The sequence below is a fragment of the Bacillus sp. ES1-5 genome, from assembly GCF_022487605.1.
Lineage (GTDB): Bacteria > Bacillota > Bacilli > Bacillales > Bacillaceae_G > Bacillus_A > Bacillus_A wiedmannii.
Genome location: NZ_JAKVPU010000001.1, coordinates 1,374,065 through 1,393,216, shown reverse-complemented (window position 1 = coordinate 1,393,216; position 19,152 = coordinate 1,374,065). Strand labels below are relative to the sequence as shown.

General features: G+C 36.2%; 24 protein-coding genes. 22 read left to right on the top strand and 2 right to left on the bottom strand.

Features of this window, described 5'->3' with window-relative positions; genetic code table 11:
• The first annotated feature begins 59 nt into the window (after positions 1 to 59).
• From MKO96_RS07125 to MKO96_RS07110, 4 genes are all read left to right on the top strand, one after another.
• Positions 60 to 269, top strand: a complete 210-nt coding sequence (locus tag MKO96_RS07125) for a hypothetical protein (RefSeq protein WP_000426773.1) — start codon at positions 60 to 62, stop codon at positions 267 to 269.
• A gap of 94 nt (positions 270 to 363) precedes the next feature.
• Positions 364 to 600 carry a DUF3961 domain-containing protein gene (locus MKO96_RS07120; protein WP_001983018.1) on the top strand — a complete coding sequence of 79 codons (237 nt, stop codon included), beginning with the start codon at positions 364 to 366 and terminating at the stop codon, positions 598 to 600.
• Positions 601 to 679: 79 nt separating this feature from the next.
• The gene (locus MKO96_RS07115) at positions 680 to 1,210 is read left to right on the top strand and encodes a peptidoglycan recognition protein family protein (protein ID WP_001240648.1); all 531 of its coding nucleotides are present in this window, start codon (positions 680 to 682) and stop codon (positions 1,208 to 1,210) included.
• A gap of 109 nt (positions 1,211 to 1,319) precedes the next feature.
• Complete coding sequence (locus MKO96_RS07110; protein ID WP_240587101.1) at positions 1,320 to 2,300, top strand: YpdA family putative bacillithiol disulfide reductase; 981 nt, start codon at positions 1,320 to 1,322, stop codon at positions 2,298 to 2,300.
• Positions 2,301 to 2,336: 36 nt separating this feature from the next.
• On the opposite strand, the gene ansA is transcribed toward MKO96_RS07110, so the two are convergent.
• Positions 2,337 to 3,311, bottom strand: a complete 975-nt coding sequence (gene ansA, locus MKO96_RS07105; protein ID WP_276314096.1) for an asparaginase — start codon at positions 3,309 to 3,311, stop codon at positions 2,337 to 2,339.
• 180 nt (positions 3,312 to 3,491) lie between these two features.
• On the opposite strand from ansA, the gene MKO96_RS07100 reads away from it, so the two are divergent.
• From MKO96_RS07100 to MKO96_RS07085, 4 genes are all read left to right on the top strand, one after another.
• Positions 3,492 to 3,665 (top strand): YpfB family protein, encoded by a 174-nt coding sequence (locus MKO96_RS07100; protein WP_023521499.1) that lies wholly within the window; start codon positions 3,492 to 3,494, stop codon positions 3,663 to 3,665.
• A gap of 128 nt (positions 3,666 to 3,793) precedes the next feature.
• Positions 3,794 to 4,471: a (d)CMP kinase gene (cmk, locus tag MKO96_RS07095; RefSeq protein ID WP_000361262.1), complete on the top strand. Its 678-nt coding sequence runs from the start codon at positions 3,794 to 3,796 to the stop codon at positions 4,469 to 4,471.
• 334 nt (positions 4,472 to 4,805) lie between these two features.
• Entirely contained in the window at positions 4,806 to 5,954 is a 1,149-nt protein-coding gene (rpsA, locus tag MKO96_RS07090) for a 30S ribosomal protein S1 (protein ID WP_240587100.1), read from the top strand.
• A 12-nt stretch (positions 5,955 to 5,966) separates the two neighbouring features.
• Positions 5,967 to 7,016, top strand: coding sequence for a type 2 isopentenyl-diphosphate Delta-isomerase (locus MKO96_RS07085; protein ID WP_240587099.1), 1,050 nt, complete (start codon positions 5,967 to 5,969; stop codon positions 7,014 to 7,016).
• Positions 7,017 to 7,346: 330 nt separating this feature from the next.
• On the opposite strand, the gene MKO96_RS07080 is transcribed toward MKO96_RS07085, so the two are convergent.
• A complete protein-coding gene (locus MKO96_RS07080) occupies positions 7,347 to 7,481 on the bottom strand; it encodes a YpzI family protein (protein WP_000513900.1) in 135 nt (44 codons plus the stop codon).
• A gap of 116 nt (positions 7,482 to 7,597) precedes the next feature.
• Here MKO96_RS07080 and MKO96_RS07075 point away from each other — a divergent pair, with 116 nt between their 5' ends.
• The 14 genes from MKO96_RS07075 (at position 7,598) to hepT (ending at position 19,063) form a co-directional block, all read left to right on the top strand.
• On the top strand, positions 7,598 to 8,209 hold the full coding sequence (locus MKO96_RS07075) for a YphA family membrane protein (RefSeq protein WP_240587098.1): 612 nt from the start codon (positions 7,598 to 7,600) through the stop codon (positions 8,207 to 8,209).
• Positions 8,202 to 9,095, top strand: coding sequence for a YIEGIA family protein (locus MKO96_RS07070; protein WP_000141603.1), 894 nt, complete (start codon positions 8,202 to 8,204; stop codon positions 9,093 to 9,095). Before MKO96_RS07075 ends, MKO96_RS07070 begins: the two co-directional genes overlap by 8 nt.
• On the top strand, positions 9,092 to 9,277 hold the full coding sequence (locus MKO96_RS07065; RefSeq protein WP_000979052.1) for a capping complex subunit for YIEGIA: 186 nt from the start codon (positions 9,092 to 9,094) through the stop codon (positions 9,275 to 9,277). Before MKO96_RS07070 ends, MKO96_RS07065 begins: the two co-directional genes overlap by 4 nt.
• 124 nt (positions 9,278 to 9,401) lie before the next feature.
• Positions 9,402 to 10,712, top strand: coding sequence for a ribosome biogenesis GTPase Der (gene der / locus MKO96_RS07060; protein ID WP_001125888.1), 1,311 nt, complete (start codon positions 9,402 to 9,404; stop codon positions 10,710 to 10,712).
• 18 nt (positions 10,713 to 10,730) lie between these two features.
• A complete protein-coding gene (locus MKO96_RS07055; RefSeq protein ID WP_000161770.1) occupies positions 10,731 to 11,753 on the top strand; it encodes an NAD(P)H-dependent glycerol-3-phosphate dehydrogenase in 1,023 nt (340 codons plus the stop codon).
• Positions 11,754 to 11,868: 115 nt separating this feature from the next.
• Positions 11,869 to 12,120, top strand: a complete 252-nt coding sequence (locus MKO96_RS07050) for a stage VI sporulation protein F (protein WP_000369753.1) — start codon at positions 11,869 to 11,871, stop codon at positions 12,118 to 12,120.
• Positions 12,121 to 12,386: 266 nt separating this feature from the next.
• The gene (locus MKO96_RS07045) at positions 12,387 to 12,590 is read left to right on the top strand and encodes a DUF2768 domain-containing protein (RefSeq protein WP_087979983.1); all 204 of its coding nucleotides are present in this window, start codon (positions 12,387 to 12,389) and stop codon (positions 12,588 to 12,590) included.
• Between the two features lie 64 nt (positions 12,591 to 12,654).
• Positions 12,655 to 13,368: a hypothetical protein gene (locus tag MKO96_RS07040; RefSeq protein WP_098273456.1), complete on the top strand. Its 714-nt coding sequence runs from the start codon at positions 12,655 to 12,657 to the stop codon at positions 13,366 to 13,368.
• A gap of 242 nt (positions 13,369 to 13,610) precedes the next feature.
• On the top strand, positions 13,611 to 15,089 hold the full coding sequence (spoIVA, locus tag MKO96_RS07035) for a stage IV sporulation protein A (RefSeq protein WP_000416522.1): 1,479 nt from the start codon (positions 13,611 to 13,613) through the stop codon (positions 15,087 to 15,089).
• A 298-nt stretch (positions 15,090 to 15,387) separates the two neighbouring features.
• Positions 15,388 to 15,660, top strand: a complete 273-nt coding sequence (locus MKO96_RS07030) for an HU family DNA-binding protein (RefSeq protein ID WP_001043860.1) — start codon at positions 15,388 to 15,390, stop codon at positions 15,658 to 15,660.
• 120 nt (positions 15,661 to 15,780) lie between these two features.
• Entirely contained in the window at positions 15,781 to 16,350 is a 570-nt protein-coding gene (folE, locus tag MKO96_RS07025; protein ID WP_001151478.1) for a GTP cyclohydrolase I FolE, read from the top strand.
• A 212-nt stretch (positions 16,351 to 16,562) separates the two neighbouring features.
• On the top strand, positions 16,563 to 17,312 hold the full coding sequence (locus MKO96_RS07020) for a heptaprenyl diphosphate synthase component 1 (protein ID WP_240587097.1): 750 nt from the start codon (positions 16,563 to 16,565) through the stop codon (positions 17,310 to 17,312).
• A 29-nt stretch (positions 17,313 to 17,341) separates the two neighbouring features.
• Positions 17,342 to 18,055 carry a 2-heptaprenyl-1,4-naphthoquinone methyltransferase gene (gene menG / locus MKO96_RS07015; protein WP_001187660.1) on the top strand — a complete coding sequence of 238 codons (714 nt, stop codon included), beginning with the start codon at positions 17,342 to 17,344 and terminating at the stop codon, positions 18,053 to 18,055.
• Between the two features lie 45 nt (positions 18,056 to 18,100).
• The gene (gene hepT / locus MKO96_RS07010; protein ID WP_064476618.1) at positions 18,101 to 19,063 is read left to right on the top strand and encodes a heptaprenyl diphosphate synthase component II; all 963 of its coding nucleotides are present in this window, start codon (positions 18,101 to 18,103) and stop codon (positions 19,061 to 19,063) included.
• Positions 19,064 to 19,152 lie beyond the last annotated feature (89 nt).

Here is a 19,152-nt window from a genome sequence, read left to right as displayed (position 1 = left end):
GTGATTCCTTTCGAGGGAATCACGTTTTTTTGTTGAAGTATTAGTGTGAGGTGTTGTATATGGAAAATGAAATGATGGAACGAGTAGAACAATTAGAAGAAAAGGTTAAGAGGTTAGAGGGAGAACTCTCAAGAACGATGAAAGCCCGAAAAACAAGTAACGTTCGGATGTTCGGAGAAGGACTACTGTTTTTAATATTTGGTGCAGTTGTAGTAGGGCCGATTATCGCTTTTGTAATCTCGATTCTTACTTGGATTGTTGAAAAATAGAATAAAAACAAAAAAAGAACGCTTGTTCTACACGAACAAACGTGCTATACTTTCCTTAGATAAACAAAACGGAAATGATTTTAAGGAGAGATAAATGATGAAAATGACAGTAGACCAAAGATTTATGATGCCAGCAGATGTTGTAGAACGAGTGGAAGTATTAAGAAACAAACAAAGTAAGCGCGGCACATTATTGCAATCTGTAAATAAATTTTTCGGTTTAGATACGAAAGAAGATTGTGTTTGGTTTTACGGTTTTTATGGAGTTGCTGTAAGTATTTTATTATTTATGGTGTTCACATCAAATATTTTCGATTTTCTCTTCGCGTAAGAAATATGCGATAAGGACATTGCTACCGAATACATATATAAAGAAGTAAGGTAATCTTCTGAAGTGGGAGTTGGTAGTAATGGCGATGTTTCCTATAGAGCGTAACTATATTGGGTATGGAAGTTCACGACCGGGAATTCCTCTTTCTAAAGTAAGGTTTATTGTAAGTCATGATACGGGGAACCCTGGTAGCAATGCGATAGGGAATCGGGATTATTTTAATGAAATACAACCGAAAGCTTCGGCACATACATTTATAGATGATAAAACAATATTGGAAATTGTTCCTATAAATGAAGTTGCCTATCACGTTCGATATGGTGTGCCGACAGATAATGACTTATATGGTTATGATGCCAATAAGGCTGCCATTGGAGTGGAACTTTGTTATGGCGGTGATGTTAACTTTTGGGAAGCATATACCCGTTTTACATGGTATCATGCGTATTTATGTCAAAATTTCGGCTTGAATCCGAAGAAAGATATTGTATCACATAAAACACTTGACCCAGCTAGAAAGATTGATCCTGAAAATGTATTAGGGAAACAAGGTATTAAATTTCAGCAGTTTTTAGCAGATGTCTATCGGATGTACGTTTCGTTTAGATGACAAATATATGAAAAATGAATACAATAAAGATAGGTGCCTACTGCTGTAAGTAGGTTTTTTCTTGTTTTTATAAATAGCGTATTGGTAGAAGACTAGGAGTGAGCTGAGTATGCAGAAAGAAACAGCTATCATAATTGGAGGCGGTCCGTGCGGATTAGCAGCAGCAATTTCGTTGCAAAAGGTAGGGATAAATCCGTTAGTAATTGAAAAAGGAAACATTGTAAATGCGATTTATAATTATCCAACTCATCAAACATTTTTCTCTTCTAGTGAAAAATTAGAAATTGGTGATGTAGCTTTTATTACAGAAAATCGTAAGCCAGTTCGAAATCAAGCGCTTGCGTATTATCGTGAAGTAGTAAAGCGTAAATCTGTACGTGTAAATGCTTTTGAGCGAGTGGAGAAAGTACAAAAAGATGGAGAAGTTTTTCATGTTGAGACAACAAAGCGTGACGGAAGTAAAGAAATATATATAGCGAAATATGTTGTTGTAGCAACTGGATATTATGACAACCCAAATTATATGAATGTTCCCGGCGAGGAACTGAAGAAAGTAGCTCACTATTTTAAAGAGGGACATCCTTATTTTGATCGAGATGTAGTAGTTATAGGTGGGAAAAACTCGAGTATAGATGCCGCGTTAGAACTTGTTAAAACCGGTGCGCGTGTAACGGTTTTATATCGCGGAAGTGAGTATTCACCAAGCATTAAGCCATGGATTTTACCGGAGTTTGAGGCGTTAGTAAGAAGCAGCACAATTCAAATGCATTTCAGGGCTCACGTGAAAGAAATTACTGAACATACAGTAACGTTTACGGTCGATGATGAGGCAAATACAATCCAAAATGATTTTGTATTTGCGATGACTGGTTACCATCCTGATCATAGTTTCTTAACGAAGATGGGTGTTCGGATTGATGAAGAAACAGGACGTCCGATTTATGCAGAGGATACAATGGAAACGAACGCTGAAAATATTTTCATTGCAGGTGTAATTGCTGCTGGAAATAATGCGAATGAAATATTTATTGAGAACGGTCGATTTCATGGGGATGCGATTGCGCAAACCATTGCGTCAAGGGAAATATAAAAAGAAGCTGTCGAAATAAACTTCGACAGCTTCTTTTTAATTGTGCATAAACATATTTTGGATTGTTTCATGAGAATTTGTATTCTCTAATGCAACTAATAATTTAATACGTGCTTTTTGAGCATTTAAACCGTATGTGAATACAATGCCCATATCTTTTAATTGTTTGCCGCCACCTTCATATGAATATACATCTTGCACGATGCCGTTGAAACAGCGAGAAACTAATACGACAGGAATTCCTTTGTTGATTAATCCTTCTAGACTAGGAAGTGTTCTTGGAGGTAAATTACCTTGTCCAAGTGCCTCAATAACAATCCCGTCTACTGGAAGTTTTTCAATTGCTGCTAACAATGTATCGTCCATACCAGCGTATGCTTTTAGAACAACTACGTTTTTAGAAACCTTATTTACTGAATATGTTTCATGATGTACTAAAGCGTGATGGAATACAACGCCGCGCTTTGTTACCATACCAATTGGTCCATACTGTGGACTCTGGAATGTTGCCACGTTACTTGTATGTGTTTTCGTTACATTTGTAGCGCAATGAATTTCGTCGTTTAATACGACTAGAACACCTTTTTCAGTAGCTTCACTACAGCTAGCTACTTTTACAGCTGATAAGAAGTTATATAGACCATCAGCACCTAATTCATTACTAGAACGCATTGCACCTGTTACAACGATTGGAATAGTTGCTTGCACTGTTAAATCTAAGAAATAGGCTGTTTCTTCTAATGTATCCGTACCATGCGTAATGACTACGCCATGAATGTTGTCTTGTTTTACTCTTTCATCAATGATGACTTGTAATTGTAACATTTCGCTCGGTGTCATATGAGGAGATGGTAGATGGAACACATCTTCAACGATTAAATCAACATCGCCTTCTAAATCAGGAATAAATTTTAAAAGAGGATTTTTTTCACCTGGTTGTACGACCCCAGTTTCTTTATCTTCCTCCATTGCAATTGTTCCACCTGTGTGTAAAACTAGGATTCTTTTCAATGCTTATACCCCTTTCAAGTTGAAAAATACATTTAGAACATAACATGTTTTGAGTAAATTCGACAATGGAAATGTATAAAAGTATGCCTCGAAAATGACAATAAAATTAGCTGCTATATATACGATGTATAAAATCATGAAACGAAATGTGGAAATTTAGGATAGGAGGGAGCAATTACATTGAAAAAGATGGAGAGAATTTTTATTCGTATATTAATAATACAATTCATTTGTCTTTCTGTTGTGCAATTGTTATTTATACATAAGTCATCAGTGAAATATTTATCTAAAATTGTTTATTATGAAGGTGTCATGGTAAAAAACAAAGCAGAAATCTTACAGGTGAATAGGTAGTTTTCATTTTCTTCTATGAAGGATTATGCTACAATAATTGAGGATTTAATGACGTGAAGCAAATGAGAAGAAGCAGGAGAATACCTGCTTTTCGTTTTGTTTTATAAGTGAAAAAATGAGGTGTTACAATGGATAAACGAATTTCAATTGCTATAGATGGTCCAGCAGCTGCTGGAAAAAGTACGGTTGCAAAAGTTGTGGCAAAGAAACTTTCTTACGTTTATATTGATACAGGCGCAATGTACCGCACGATTACATATGCAGCCCTTGAACAAAAAGTGGACATTGAAAATGAAGAGAAGTTAATGGAAGTTGTAAAGAATGTAAATATTGAGTTTCAGCAAGGAGAAAATACACAACTTGTATTTTTAAATGGACAAGATGTTTCTGAAGTAATTCGTACACCTGAGGTGACGAATCGAGTATCTATTGTGGCGAAACATCGCCTTGTTCGTGAAGAAATGGTACGTCGTCAACAAGAGTTAGCGGAAAAAGGCGGCGTTGTAATGGATGGCCGTGATATTGGTACACATGTGTTACCAGATGCTGAAGTGAAGATCTTTATGCTTGCTTCTGTTGAAGAAAGAGCAGAAAGAAGACATTTAGAAAATATAAATAAAGGTTTCGATTCTAATTTAGAGCAGTTAAAAAAAGAAATTGCTCAGCGTGATAAATTAGATTCAGAACGCGAGGTTTCTCCTCTAAAGAAAGCTGATGATGCATTGGAATTAGATACAACCTCTTTATCAATTGAAGAAGTTGTCCAAAAAATTATGAGTATTGTTTCAGGAGTGTTTGCGAAATAAAGAAAGGGGATAACCTCTTTCTTTTTTTGTTTATATAGAAGTGTAAAGGTTATGTGAATTGTGAGTCTCTTTCCTTGACAAATAATCGGATTTGTAAGAAGTTAGTAAAAGAAGGATAAAACTTTCAGAATATATTCGCTATTATATTTCAAAACATACTTTCTTCAAGATGATTTTGCTGTATACTATTTATATAGGTTTAATATATTTTCTAGTGAAATGTATGAAAACTGAGTATGTGATGATAAATTCTTAAACATGCAAATGAAAACATATGTTTTCATTTCGTATATACATAAAAAATGCTTTGTCAATTCTGTAGGGAGGTATTTCCATGGTAGAGAAAATGAATGAAGAAGTTATGAATTCAAAAGAATTACAAGTTGGTGACGTTGTTACAGGTTCTGTAACGAAAGTTGAAGAGAAACAAGTGCTTGTAAATGTTGGATACAAAACAGATGGCGTAATTCCAATTAGTGAATTAGCTAACGTTCATATTGAAAAAGCAAGCGATGTTGTAGAATTAGATCAAATACTAGAATTGAAAATTATTAAATTAGAAGAAGATGATCTTGTCTTATCTAAACGTGCTGTTGATGCAGAAAAAGCATGGGTAGAATTACAAGAAAAATTTACTTCTGGTCATGTGTTTGATGTTACTGTAAAAGATATCGTGAATGGTGGATTAGTTGTGGACCTTGGTGTTCGTGGTTTTATCCCAGCTTCACTTGTAGAAGTACATTATGTAGAAGATTTTACTGACTATAAAGGCAAAACATTAGCCGTGAAAATTGTTGAATTAGACCGCGAAAAAAATCGTGTAATCCTTTCGCATAAAGCAGTAGTAGAATTAGAACTAGATTCTAAGAAAAAAGAAGCGATTTCTTCATTAAAAGAAGGAGACGTTGTTGAAGGAACAGTGCAACGATTAACGGATTTTGGTGCTTTCGTTAACGTTGGTGGTGTGGACGGTTTAGTTCATATTTCACAAATTTCACACGAACGTGTAGAGCAACCTTCTGAAGTATTAGAGCAAGGTCAAAAGGTAAAGGTAAAGGTATTATCTGTTGATGCTGATACACAACGTATTTCTTTATCAATTAAAGCAGCTCAACCAGGACCTTGGGAGAATGTTGCTGGCGAAATAAAAGCTGGAGATATTCGTGAGGGAGTAGTAAAACGTCTTGTTACATTCGGTGCATTCGTTGAAATTTTACCTGGCGTTGAAGGTCTTGTGCATGTATCTCAAATTGCAAATCGTCACGTGAAAAATCCAAATGAAGTATTGGAAATGGGACAAGAAGTAAAAGTGAAAGTGCTTGAAGTCCATGTTGCAGAGAAACGTATTTCTTTAAGTATAAAAGAAACATTTGAGGAAAATAATGTAATTGAGGATTACAGTCAGTATGAACCAAATGCTGATTCTGCTACTTTCCAATTAAGTGATATTATTGGTGAACAACTGAAAAAATTGAAGAAATAAAGAGGGGTACAAGTGGTAAGGGCAAAACGTAAATTAGATCATATTGAATACGCTCTTTCTACTGGTCAGTCTCGTACGCATGGCTTTCATGATATTGATTTTGTGCATCAAGGATTGCCAAATTCAAGTTATGACACAATAACATGTGAAACAAAAATCGGCGAACTTTCACTAAGTTCGCCGATTTTTATCAATGCGATGACTGGTGGTGGGGGAGAGAGAACGTTACATATTAATGAGCAATTAGCATATGTAGCGAAACATCATAATCTTGCTATGGCTGTAGGGTCGCAAATGGCGGCGTTAAAAGATGAAAGTGAGGCTGCTTCTTATAAGGTTATCAGAAAGGTAAACCCAAATGGTGTTTTCTTTGCTAATTTAGGTAGTGAGGCAACTATCGAACAAGCAGAGCGTGCCGTTGATATGATTGAAGCGAATGCGTTGCAAATTCATTTAAATGTCATACAAGAGTTAACGATGCCAGAAGGGGACCGTGACTTTACTGGTGTACTTCAGCGCATTGAGAAAATTGTATTAAATAGTAAAGTTCCTGTCATTGTGAAAGAAGTTGGATTTGGGATGAGTAAGGAAACTGTACAACAGTTAGCGAGCATAGGTGTAACGGCAATTGATATTGGTGGACAAGGTGGTACAAATTTTGCTGCTGTTGAAAATGAAAGAAGACAGCGAATGCTTTCTTATTTTAATAACTGGGGCATACAAACTGCAACCTCGATTATTGAAGCAACCTCTACAAATAATAACCTCTCTTTTATTGCATCTGGGGGTATACAAACAGCGCTTGACGTAGCGAAAGCAATCGCATTAGGGGCGAATACAACTGCGTTTGCTGGATACTTTTTACGTATTTTAATGCAAGATGGTATCGAGAAGTTAGTGGATGAAATTGATCTTTTACATACAGATTTGAAATTTATTATGACAGCTCTTGGTGCAAAGACGATAGAAGAGTTACAGTCTGTACCTCTTGTTGTAACGGGCGAAACATATCATTGGTTAACGCAGCGTGGTATTGATACGACACATTATAGTAGAAGATAAAAAATCAACCGTTTGGTTGATTTTTTTGTTTTCTGTTCGTTTTAGTAATATAAGGTGAGGAATGGAATTAATATTCTATCAAAATAAAATTATTCCTATGTAAATACTATCTTGTGCAAGTTGCGACTGAAAAAGAGGTTGGAAAATGTAGATAGTGTGCTACTGAATTATTGGGGAGGGTTTAATTTTGCAAAGGAAAAATAGGTGGAGATAAAAATAAGCCATAGAAAAATTTGGATATTAAATGTTATTTTGATATAAGTAAAAATCATTAAAGTAATTATGTAAAAGACGGTTTCGTACAATATCGAAACCGTCTTTTTGTGTTCATTAGTGCTGATTTTGTTTTCGGGCTTGCTCTGGTGTATCCAGTCCAGTTGCACCCGGATATTGTAGTGATTGGTCACGATCAGATTCAACGCGGCGTGATTCTCTTAGTTTTCGTTCTTGACGATCTTTACCCATAATGAATAGCACCTCCTTATTAAAAGTGTTGCTGTTATATGAAAAAACTATGCGCGAAGAAAGTGGATTAACTTTCATAAAAAGTTCCCATAATGGAAAACATAGGAGGTGAAATGATGGAAGGGAGTATTTTTTATTTTTTAGCTTGGATAGGGTGGATTGTTGTAACTTTTTTTATGAAAAAGGACTCTATGCGGTGGAAGATAAGCGCTTGTATATTGATTTTTATTATTTGCTCTCCGTTACATGTAACGATTGCTTCATTCACGGTATCAGTAAATGCACTTTTGCTTTGTATTGTTGCTTTTATAGGAATCGCACTATATTCTATTTGGAAAAAATTATATAGCTTACTTTCGGCACTTATTATTGCAATGTTATATACAAGTTTTCATTTGTTAGAAGTATATGATCCGATTTGGATTGTGGTGGACAGGTTGTTTTTGTTGAGTGGTGCTCTTGTGTATGCATCGGTTTTATTGCATGAGGATCGCATATTGCGATTATGTTCTCTTTATATAGGAATGTTACAGGGGGAATTGTTAGTGACACTTATTTTTCGAAAACTACATTTTCCTTATGATTACGGAAGTTTAGCGTTTTTTGATATCGTCGCCGTTGCTACATTTTTCATGGCAATTTTGTTTTGGATTGCAAAAGCATCAGTATATATGGAACAGTTCAAGAGGAAAGCACGTAAAAGAAAGGCGAGGGTAATACATGACTGAATATACACCGGCCATTTTATGCGGAGTAATAGCGGGGACAGTAACGAGAGTGCTAATGCTCCGGACAGATACGCGTCAATATCCGACGAGGCTCCACGGAAAAATTATTCACGTTGCGATGGGGTTAATTGCAGCGGCTTTAGGAGCGATTGCGATTCCGTCAATTTTGAAAAAAGATTTTTCTGCTATTACATTTCTTACATTAGCAGCAACACAGTTTCGTGATGTGCGTAATATGGAAAGAAATACCCTTCAACAATTAGATGGATATGAGCTCGTACCGCGTGGAAATACATATATTGAAGGGATTGCATTAGTTTTTGAAAGTCGAAACTATTTGGCGATGTTAACGTCGTTTGCAACGACGTTTGCGTATATAGGATTCCATTCATGGATTGCTGGAGTAATTATGGCTATAATCGCATTTATTATCGCAAAAAAATTAATGTCTGGCAGAAGGTTACATGATCTTGTTGATATCGAGCATGTTCCACTTCGTTTTGAAGGAGCGGGGCTGTATATTGATAATATTTACATTATGAATATTGGATTGCCAGCAAGGCAAGAGGAAATTATGAAATATGGAATGGGCTTTATTTTAAGGCCGAAAACAATTGATGCGATGGTGACAATCTCAAACTTAGGACAACGACAAGCTATTTTACATGATGTTTCTGTTGCTTTAGGTATTTATAGAGATTCTGGTACGCCAGCGCTTGTGCCGTTAGCTAAGCGTGATTTAGAAGATGGTAGGGTTGGGATTTTTGTCTTGCCGCAAGATCAAGATGCAGAGAAAGCGATAGGTGTCATAGGGAATGTGCCGACGTTAGAAAGTGCTGTTCATATGTCATCGGAAGCCCCGAAAGGAAGGGGAGATAAAAGATGATGTTAGAAAGTGTAATTCTTGCGGTTATTACAACAACGCCGGAGAAATTTGCTGGTGGTGCCCCTTTGTTTACTTGTGAATCGACAGATGAGTTAGAATTTGTTGCAAATAATTTAGAGGCAATTTTAGATGGTATTGCGCATCGCTTACAAGAGAATGTATATATTATTGTGAAACATTAGTAACGTGTGGTATAATGTGAGGTGTTTTGATACGCTGAGAAATATTCTGGAATGCAAATCCCTTCTTGCACAAAGAAGGGTTTTTTACATAATAAACAGAAGCAAGTTGAAAGGATGAAAGTATATGCCGAAACCAGTAATAGCAATAGTAGGCCGCCCGAACGTAGGAAAATCTACTATTTTCAATAGAATTGTTGGAGAAAGAGTTTCAATCGTAGAAGATATACCAGGTATAACGCGAGACCGTATTTATAGTGCGGGAGAATGGTTAAATCATGAGTTTAACATTATTGATACAGGTGGAATTGATATTGGAGACGAGCCGTTCTTGACACAAATTCGTCAACAAGCGGAAGTAGCGATTGATGAAGCAGATGTTATCATTTTTATGACGAATGGTCGCGATGGTGTAACTGCAGCAGATGAAGAAGTTGCTAAAATTTTATATCGTTCTAAAAAACCAATTGTACTTGCGGTAAATAAGGTTGATAATCCAGAAATGCGTAGTGATATTTATGATTTTTATGCATTAGGATTTGGCGAGCCATTCCCGATTTCAGGTACACACGGTTTAGGACTTGGTGATTTGTTAGATGAAGCTGCAAATCATTTTCCGAAGATTGAAGAAGAAGCGTATGACGATGAAACAATCCGTTTCTCTTTAATTGGACGTCCAAATGTAGGGAAATCATCACTTGTAAATGCACTTCTTGGTCAAGAACGTGTAATTGTAAGTAATATAGCGGGAACGACACGTGATGCTGTTGATACACCATATAGTAAAGATGGTCAAGATTATGTAATCATCGATACAGCTGGTATGCGTAAAAAAGGGAAAGTATACGAAAGCACAGAAAAGTATAGTGTACTTCGTGCACTTAGAGCGATTGAACGTTCTGACGTTGTTTTAGTCGTTTTAGACGGAGAAGAAGGAATTATTGAACAGGATAAAAAAATTGCTGGATATGCTCATGATTCAGGACGTGCTGTTATTATCGTCGTAAATAAATGGGATGCAGTGAAAAAAGATGAAAAAACAATGAAAGCATTTGAAGAAAACATCCGTGCTCATTTCCAATTTTTAGAGTACGCACCGATTGTATTCTTATCTGCGAAAACGAAAAAACGTACACAAACATTATTACCAGTTATTAATGAAGTAAATGAAAGCCATAGTATCCGTATTCAAACGAACGTATTAAATGATGTAATTATGGATGCGGTAGCGATGAATCCAACACCAACTCATAATGGTAGCCGTCTGAAAATCTTCTATGCGACACAGGTTGCGGTAAAACCACCAACATTTGTTATATTTGTAAACGATACAGAATTAATGCACTTTTCATATGAGCGCTTCTTAAAGAATCGTTTACGTGAAGCGTTCGGTTTTGTAGGAACGCCGATTCACATTATCGCTAGAGCAAGAGACTAATGGAGAGGATGTGATTTTATGACAAAAATCACAGTAGTTGGAGCAGGTAGCTGGGGAACAGCGTTAGCGATGGTATTAGCTGACAATGGACATGATGTACGTATTTGGGGAAATCGTTCTGAACTTATGGATGAGATTAATACAAAACATGAGAATAGTCGATACCTTCCAGGAATTACATTGCCAAGCACAATCGCAGCCTACTCTTCTTTAGAAGAAGCATTAGTAGATGTAAATGTAGTACTTCTTGTAGTACCAACGAAAGCGTATAGAGAGGTATTACAAGATATGAAGAAATATGTAGCAGGTCCGACTACTTGGATTCATGCAAGTAAAGGGATTGAACCTGGTACATCAAAACGTATTTCGGAAGTGATTGAGGAAGAAATTCCAGAAGGCTTGATTAAAGACGTTGTTGTACTGTCTGGACCGAGTCATGCTGAAGAAGTCGGTTTACGTCAAGAGACGACGGTTACGTCTGCAGCAAAGCGTATGGAAGCTGCTGAGGAAGTACAAGATTTGTTTATGAATAGTTACTTCCGTGTATACACAAATCCGGATATTGTTGGGGTTGAGCTTGGTGGTGCGTTAAAAAATATTATCGCATTAGCTGCTGGGATAACTGATGGACTTGGATTAGGTGATAATGCAAAGGCGGCATTAATGACACGTGGTTTAACGGAGATTGCTCGTTTAGGAAGAAAAATGGGCGGAAATCCGTTAACGTTTGCTGGTCTAACTGGTATGGGAGACTTAATTGTAACTTGTACAAGTGTTCATAGCCGAAATTGGCGCGCTGGAAATATGCTTGGAAAAGGACACTCTTTAGAAGAGGTGTTAGAAAGCATGGGTATGGTTGTAGAAGGTGTAAGAACAACGAAAGCTGCTCACGAATTAGCAGAGAAAATGGAAGTTGAAATGCCGATTACAGCTGCTTTATATGACGTGCTATTCAATGGGAATAATGTGAAAGATGCAGTAGGCTCATTGATGGGACGTGTTCGAAAACATGAAGTGGAAGCTATACCTGACTTACTTTAAAGAAAAGCGACAGAAGTACATTTGTACTTCTGTCGCTTTTTATTTTTATGGGTCTTTTCACCATTTTTTTAATTTTGCATAGGATGAAGAGTAACTTGAGGAGAGGGTGAAAAGAATGGATAATAACATTTTTAATAACATTGAAAAAGAAGCGAAAGTGAATAAAGAAGATATTTTTAAATTAGCATCATCTGTACAGAATGCGAATTTACGTGATGAGACTGTGCTTCGTCAATTGATTCATCAAGTGGCTCTTATGGCAGGACGTGAAGTGCCGAAAGAACAAGAGGATCAAATTGTAAAAGCGATCATTAACAATAATATGCCCGCTGATTTTGGTTCGTTAAGCAAAATGTTTAAAAAATAAAATATAAGAAACAAAGAGTTTGTAGATTGCATATGATAGCCATGAAAGTATGGGAATAGAGCTGTTTTGGGCATATTTGGTCAACCGAAGCGAGAGATACACTCGCTTCGGTTTTATTTTTATTTAGATTAGTGGAAGATGCGAAAAAACCTGTTGATTAAAGTTATATATTCGTAATTTGTAGTAAAATGTTCTTTTTGTATTTGTTTAAACATTTTAATTTGTTAAAATAGTATAAAAATAGATTGATAAAAAGGGGTGTGTATATGTCAGAAGGGCTCATGAAAATGTGGTTTGCTTTAGGAGCAATTGGATTTATGTTTTTTGCAGTAAGTTTTATTTTACTAAGTAGATACAAAATAAAGAATAAATTTTTGAAAGGGATTACAGCGTTAGTAGCGTACACCCTTATGATTGTGTCAGGAATTGTTATTTTTCTTGTTGTATTTAGTGGACCTGTACAGCAGTAAAGGGAATGGTCTCGAAAATGCTACATACGGAGCAAGTTATATTAGTATGAAAAGGTGATTGCTAGTGAAAAAAGTCCATATTATTTTAATATTTTGTTGTATGAGCCTTTTAACAGGATGTCTGTATCCGAAAGAAAGTATGAAACAAAATGCCGTTCCTTATGAAGATCAGATACAGGTTGTTCAAAAAGCTGTAGTGACATTTAAGGAGCAAAATGAGGGGATATTGCCAATTAAGACGCGGGATATGAGTACGCCTATTTATCAAAAGTATCCAATCGATTTTCAAAAGATTGCTCCGCGTTACATACAAGAAGCGCCAGGAAATGCGTATGAAAGCGGAGGAGTATACCAATACGTATTAATAGACGTTGAAACAAACCCAACAGTAAAGTTAATTGATGTTAGGATGGCTGAACAAATCCAGGAATTATCATTAAAGCTTAGGATGTATCGAGATGAACATCAATATCCACCTTTTAAAAAGGTAATTTCAGATGGTGTGTATGAATTAGATTTCAAAAAACTAGGATATAAAGATGTACCGCAAGTGACAAGTCCGTATTCTGGTAAAGGGCTTCCTTTTGTAATCAATGAAAAGGGAGAAATTTATGTTGATTATCGAATCGACTTATATGAAGCGTTGAAAAAAAATGAAGGGCAATTTAAGGAGGGGGAAGATATTCGGAATATACTTTCGAAAGATTCTCCATTTGTACCTGCATATTCTTTACCGTATACGGTAAAGAATGGAGAACCAATTTTTTTAAAATCATAAGTCATGAACCTTTCTTCTAGTGAATAAGTTCTAGAAGAAAGGTTTTTTATGTTACACAACTTACGATGCAAACAAAAGGTATTTTTTAATAGTCATATGAAATTGGACAAAATTATATGATATATTGTCCGAACTTCTAGAATACCATTATATTATATCAGATATTATAGGCAACGTTAGAGAAGGTATTGGTTGACTATAAATGTGGAATTATTCCCAAAAATATTGAGGGAGGGAATCACTTGGAAAAGGTAGATATTTTTAAAGATATTGCGGAACGCACAGGCGGTGATATTTATTTTGGAGTTGTAGGAGCTGTTCGAACAGGGAAATCAACATTCATTAAAAAATTTATGGAACTTGTAGTTATTCCTAATATTGAGAATGAGTCTGACCGTCAAAGGGCGCAGGATGAACTGCCTCAAAGTGCTGCTGGTCGTACAATCATGACGACGGAACCGAAGTTTGTTCCAAACCAAGCGGTTTCTATCGAGGTAGATGAAGGTCTTGAAGTGAATATTCGATTGGTAGATTGCGTTGGATATACGGTTCCAGGAGCAAAAGGCTATGAAGATGAGAATGGCCCACGCATGATTAATACTCCTTGGTATGAAGAACCTATTCCATTCCATGAAGCTGCAGAAATCGGAACACGTAAAGTAATTCAAGAACATTCCACAATTGGTGTTGTAATTACAACAGATGGAACGATTGGTGAAATTCCAAGAAGAGATTATATAGAGGCAGAAGAACGCGTAGTAAATGAGTTAAAAGAAGTCGGAAAACCTTTCATTATGATCATCAACACTGTACAGCCGTATCATCCAGATACAGAGCAATTGCGCCAAAGTTTATCTGAAGAATACGATATCCCAGTCATTGCGATGAGTGTAGAGAGTTTAAGGGAAACAGATGTGTACAATGTGCTTCGAGAAGCGTTATTTGAGTTCCCTGTTTTAGAAGTGAATGTTAACCTTCCGAGCTGGGTGATGGTGTTAAATGAAGGGCATTGGTTACGCCAAAGTTATCAAGAAGCTGTTCAAGAGACTGTGAAGGATATAAAACGTCTTCGTGATGTGGACCGTGTCGTTTGGCAGTTTAGTCAGTATGAATTTATTGATCGAGCGAGCCTAGCTGGCATTGATATGGGGCAAGGTGTAGCAGAGATTGATTTATATGCACCAGATGAATTATATGATCAAATTTTAAAAGAAGTAGTAGGAGTAGAAATTCGAGGGAAAGATCATTTATTGAAGCTTATGCTCGATTTATCTCATGCGAAAGTAGAATACGATCAAGTGGCGGATGCCCTGCGTATGGTAAAGCAAACAGGATATGGTGTAGCAGCGCCTGCGTTAGCTGACATGAGCTTGGATGAGCCGGAAATTATTCGTCACGGTTCAAGGTTTGGTGTGAAATTAAAAGCTGTAGCTCCGTCTATTCATATGATTAAAGTAGATGTGGAGTCAACGTTTGAGCCGATCATTGGTACTGAAAAGCAAAGTGAAGAATTAGTTCGTTATTTAATGCAGGATTTTGAAGATGACCCATTATCAATTTGGAATTCTGATATATTCGGACGTTCACTTAGCTCTATTGTTCGAGAAGGCATTCAAGCGAAACTATCTTTAATGCCAGAAAATGCGAGATATAAATTAAAGGAAACGCTAGAAAGAATTATTAATGAAGGATCTGGCGGATTAATTGCGATTATATTATAAGAAAAAATCCCTCTCATCGTAGAGGGATTTTTTTGATTTTCGCGTATAGAATAGCAAAATAAATAGTCATTATCTAATATATTGTTGTAAATTGTCAAGTTTCATCAGATTTTCACATTTTAAGAGTAACAATTTCCTTAAAAATATTGAATTATAAAGGAGAATCGTATAATATAGGCGTTGATAATGATTTATCTACATCTTTGTAGTATAGAATTTGCAAAAATTGCCTACAAATGAAAGTAAGACTCATTTTATGATCATTATACAGTCTTATCTTTGGGAGGAGGTGAATGGCATGAACAAGACAGATTTAATCAATGCTGTTGCAGAAGCAAGTTCCCTTTCTAAAAAGGACGCAACAAAAGCAGTAGACGCTGTTTTTGATTCTATCTTAGAAGCTTTAAAACAAGGTGATAAAGTACAACTGATCGGATTCGGTAACTTCGAAGTTCGTGAGCGTGCGGCTCGTAAAGGTCGTAACCCACAAACAGGTGAGGAGATTGAAATCGCTGCAAGTAAAGTACCTGCATTCAAACCTGGTAAAGCGTTAAAAGATGCGGTTAAATAATCCTTACATATTAACAGGGAAGAAGAGTTTCCTTTTTGGGAACTCTTCTTTTTGCTTTTAAAAACACAAATATGCTAGAATGTGTTCGTATCACTTTTAGGTTTTCGGGAGGGCTAGCGGATGGCAAAAGTTAATTTAGAACAAATTGAACATGCAGTACGCCTTATTTTAGAGGCAATCGGAGATGACCCAAATCGTGAGGGAGTACTTGATACACCAAAGCGTGTTGCAAAAATGTACGCAGAAGTGTTCGCGGGTATGCATGAAGATCCGAAAGAACATTTGCATAAAGTGTTCGGGGAAGATCACGAGGAGCTTGTACTAGTAAAAGATATACCGTTTTATTCGATGTGTGAGCATCATTTAGTTCCATTCTATGGAGTTGCTCACGTTGCATATATTCCGCAAGGCGGAAAAGTGACAGGGTTAAGTAAATTAGCTCGAACTGTAGATACAATTGCACGTCGTCCACAACTGCAAGAACGTATTACATCAACAGTAGCGAACTCTATTATGGAAGTACTAGAGCCGCATGGTGTAATGGTAGTAGTAGAAGCGGAACATATGTGCATGACGATGCGTGGTGTGAAAAAGCCGGGCGCGAAAACAGTAACAACAGCAGTACGTGGTGTGTTAGAAAATGATGCAGCGGCACGTAGTGAGATTTTATCTTTTATTAAAACGAAGTAAAGAAAAGTAGGAAACTGCTTTTCTTTTTTTTTTATGTAAATAAATGATATAGTTTTAGCAAGGCAGAGTGAGAATAGAAAGACTACTAAAAAGAATGGAAGATGTTATTTAGTTCGGTGGAAGTTTGGAAAGAGTAGCCAAGTTTTGGTTATAGAAAATAGAATGTATGTGTTATAATAAGTTTTATGAATTAGAAAACAAGGGTGATTTTTGTGTGTGACATCTACGGAGGGTATGCGGGTATAAGAGAGAAATTGATGGAGAAATTACGCCATCCTTATTTTATAAACTATATTGAAGAACCATTTATTGATGAAGAAAAAATAGCATTGTTATATGGTGCTTTAAAAAGTGCAAATTTACATATAGAACAAATTGAGCATTATGTAGTAACGATTATGCTTGTGCAAATTGCGCTTGATACACATGAAAGAGTATCAAATAAAGCAGGGGAAGAAGCAAATGAATCGCATAAACGTCGCCAGTTAACAGTGCTTGCTGGTGATTACTATAGTGGGTTATATTATTACTTACTGTCTATGAATCGTGATATTGTTTTAATTCGTGCGCTTGCTGAAGGAATTAAAGAAATTAATGAACACAAAATAATGTTATATCAAAAAGCGCATGAAACGATGGATGACATAATAGAAAGTGTAGTAACGATTGAGTCTGCACTCTTGCAAAAAACATGTGATCATTTTCATTTATCGCATTGGAAGCCGTTTATAACGTATGTACTAGGAAAAAACCGTCTTCAAAAAGAATGTGAACTGCATGCTGAAAAACAACATTCACCTGTTTTTCAAGCAGTTCAAGGGATTGCGAAGGATCAAGCGGAGGCAGAAAGAGTTATTCATGGATGGATGATGGAACTCAGAAAGAAAGAAAATCAATTTTTGGAAAACCACACAGATATAAGTGAAATAAACTCTGTGTTAAGAGATAGATCGAAGACATAAGCAATTTTACATTGGAAGAAGGTACGAGCATGCAACAATCAAAAGAAGAAAGAGTACATGATGTATTTGAGAAAATCTCTGATAAATACGATGTGATGAATTCTGTCATTAGTTTTCAAAGACATAAAGCGTGGCGTAAAGAGACGATGCGCATTATGGATGTAAAACCAGGTAACAAGGCTCTTGATGTATGCTGTGGGACAGCAGACTGGACAATTGCGCTAGCTGGAGCGGTAGGTGAACAGGGCAAGGTTGTTGGTTTAGACTTCAGTGAAAATATGTTATCTGTCGGTAAGCAAAAGGTAGAGGCGTTACAATTAAAACAAGTAGAACTTCTACATGGGAATGCAATGGAACTTCCATTTGAAGATAACACATTTGATTATGTAACGATTGGATTTGGTTTACGTAACGTACCGGATTATATGCACGTATTAAAAGAAATGACGCGTGTAGTAAAACCAGGTGGAAAAGTAATTTGTTTAGAAACATCTCAACCAACAATGATTGGTTTTCGACAAGGGTATATTTTATACTTTAAATATATCATGCCGTTATTTGGAAAGTTATTTGCGAAAAGTTTTAAAGAATATTCATGGCTGCAAGAATCTGCTAGTACATTCCCGGGTATGAAAGAATTGGCTCATATGTTTGAAGAAGCTGGACTTGAACGTGTACAAGTGAAGCCGTTTACTTTTGGGGTAGCAGCGATGCATTTAGGTATGAAACCAGAATCGAAATAGAAAAAAGAAAAAAGAAAAAAGAAGTTTTAGGTTAAGGTGAACAATATGAAGTTACAACTTATGTACTCTTTTTTACGATCGGATATTAATGTGATAGAAAAAGAATTAAAAAAGACAGTTGCTTCTGAACAGCCATTGGTAGAAGAGGCGGCATTACAACTTATTGAAGCTGGTGGGAAGCGAATTCGTCCTGTATTTGTGTTGCTTGCGGGAAAATTTGGAGATTATAAGTTAGATGCAATTAAGCATGTAGCTGTTGCGTTAGAACTTATTCATATGGCTTCTCTCGTTCACGATGATGTTATTGATGCTGCATTTTTACGACGTGGTAGTGCAACTGTGAATGCAAAATGGGGAGATCGTATTGCAATGTATACAGGGGACTATTTGTTTGCTAAGTCTCTTGAATGTATTACAAATATTGAAATTCCAGAGGCGCATCAGGCGCTATCGCATACCATTTTAGAAGTGTGTAAAGGTGAAATTGAACAAATTAAAGATAAATACAATTATGACCAAAATTTACGAACGTATTTAAGAAGAATAAAGCGAAAAACAGCATTATTAATTGCTGCGAGTTGCCAACTAGGAGCGATTGCTGCTGGTGCTAATCGTGATACGGTAAATCGACTATTTTGGTATGGATATTTTGTAGGAATGTCGTATCAAATTATTGATGATATTTTAGACTTCGTTTCCACAGAAGAGAAGCTTGGAAAACCTGCTGGCGGAGATTTACTACAAGGGAATATTACGCTTCCTGCCCTATACGCTATGGAAGATCCAGTGCTTCGTAAGAAAATCATATCTGTACATGAAAATACAACAGCGGACGAAATGAAAGAAATTATTGAGGCTGTAAAAAATAGTACCGCTATTGATCAAGCATTTGCGTTTAGTGAACGTTATTTACATAAAGCATTAGAAATCATAAAACCACTCCCGCGTGGACAAGCGAAGTATGCATTACAAAATGTAGCAAAGTATATTGGGAAACGAAAATTTTAGTGTTTTTTCTAAAAAATAAAATAATCTCTCTATTTCAAAACTATTGCACAATTGTGATAAGGGTGTTAATATGTGTGTGGGGATATACA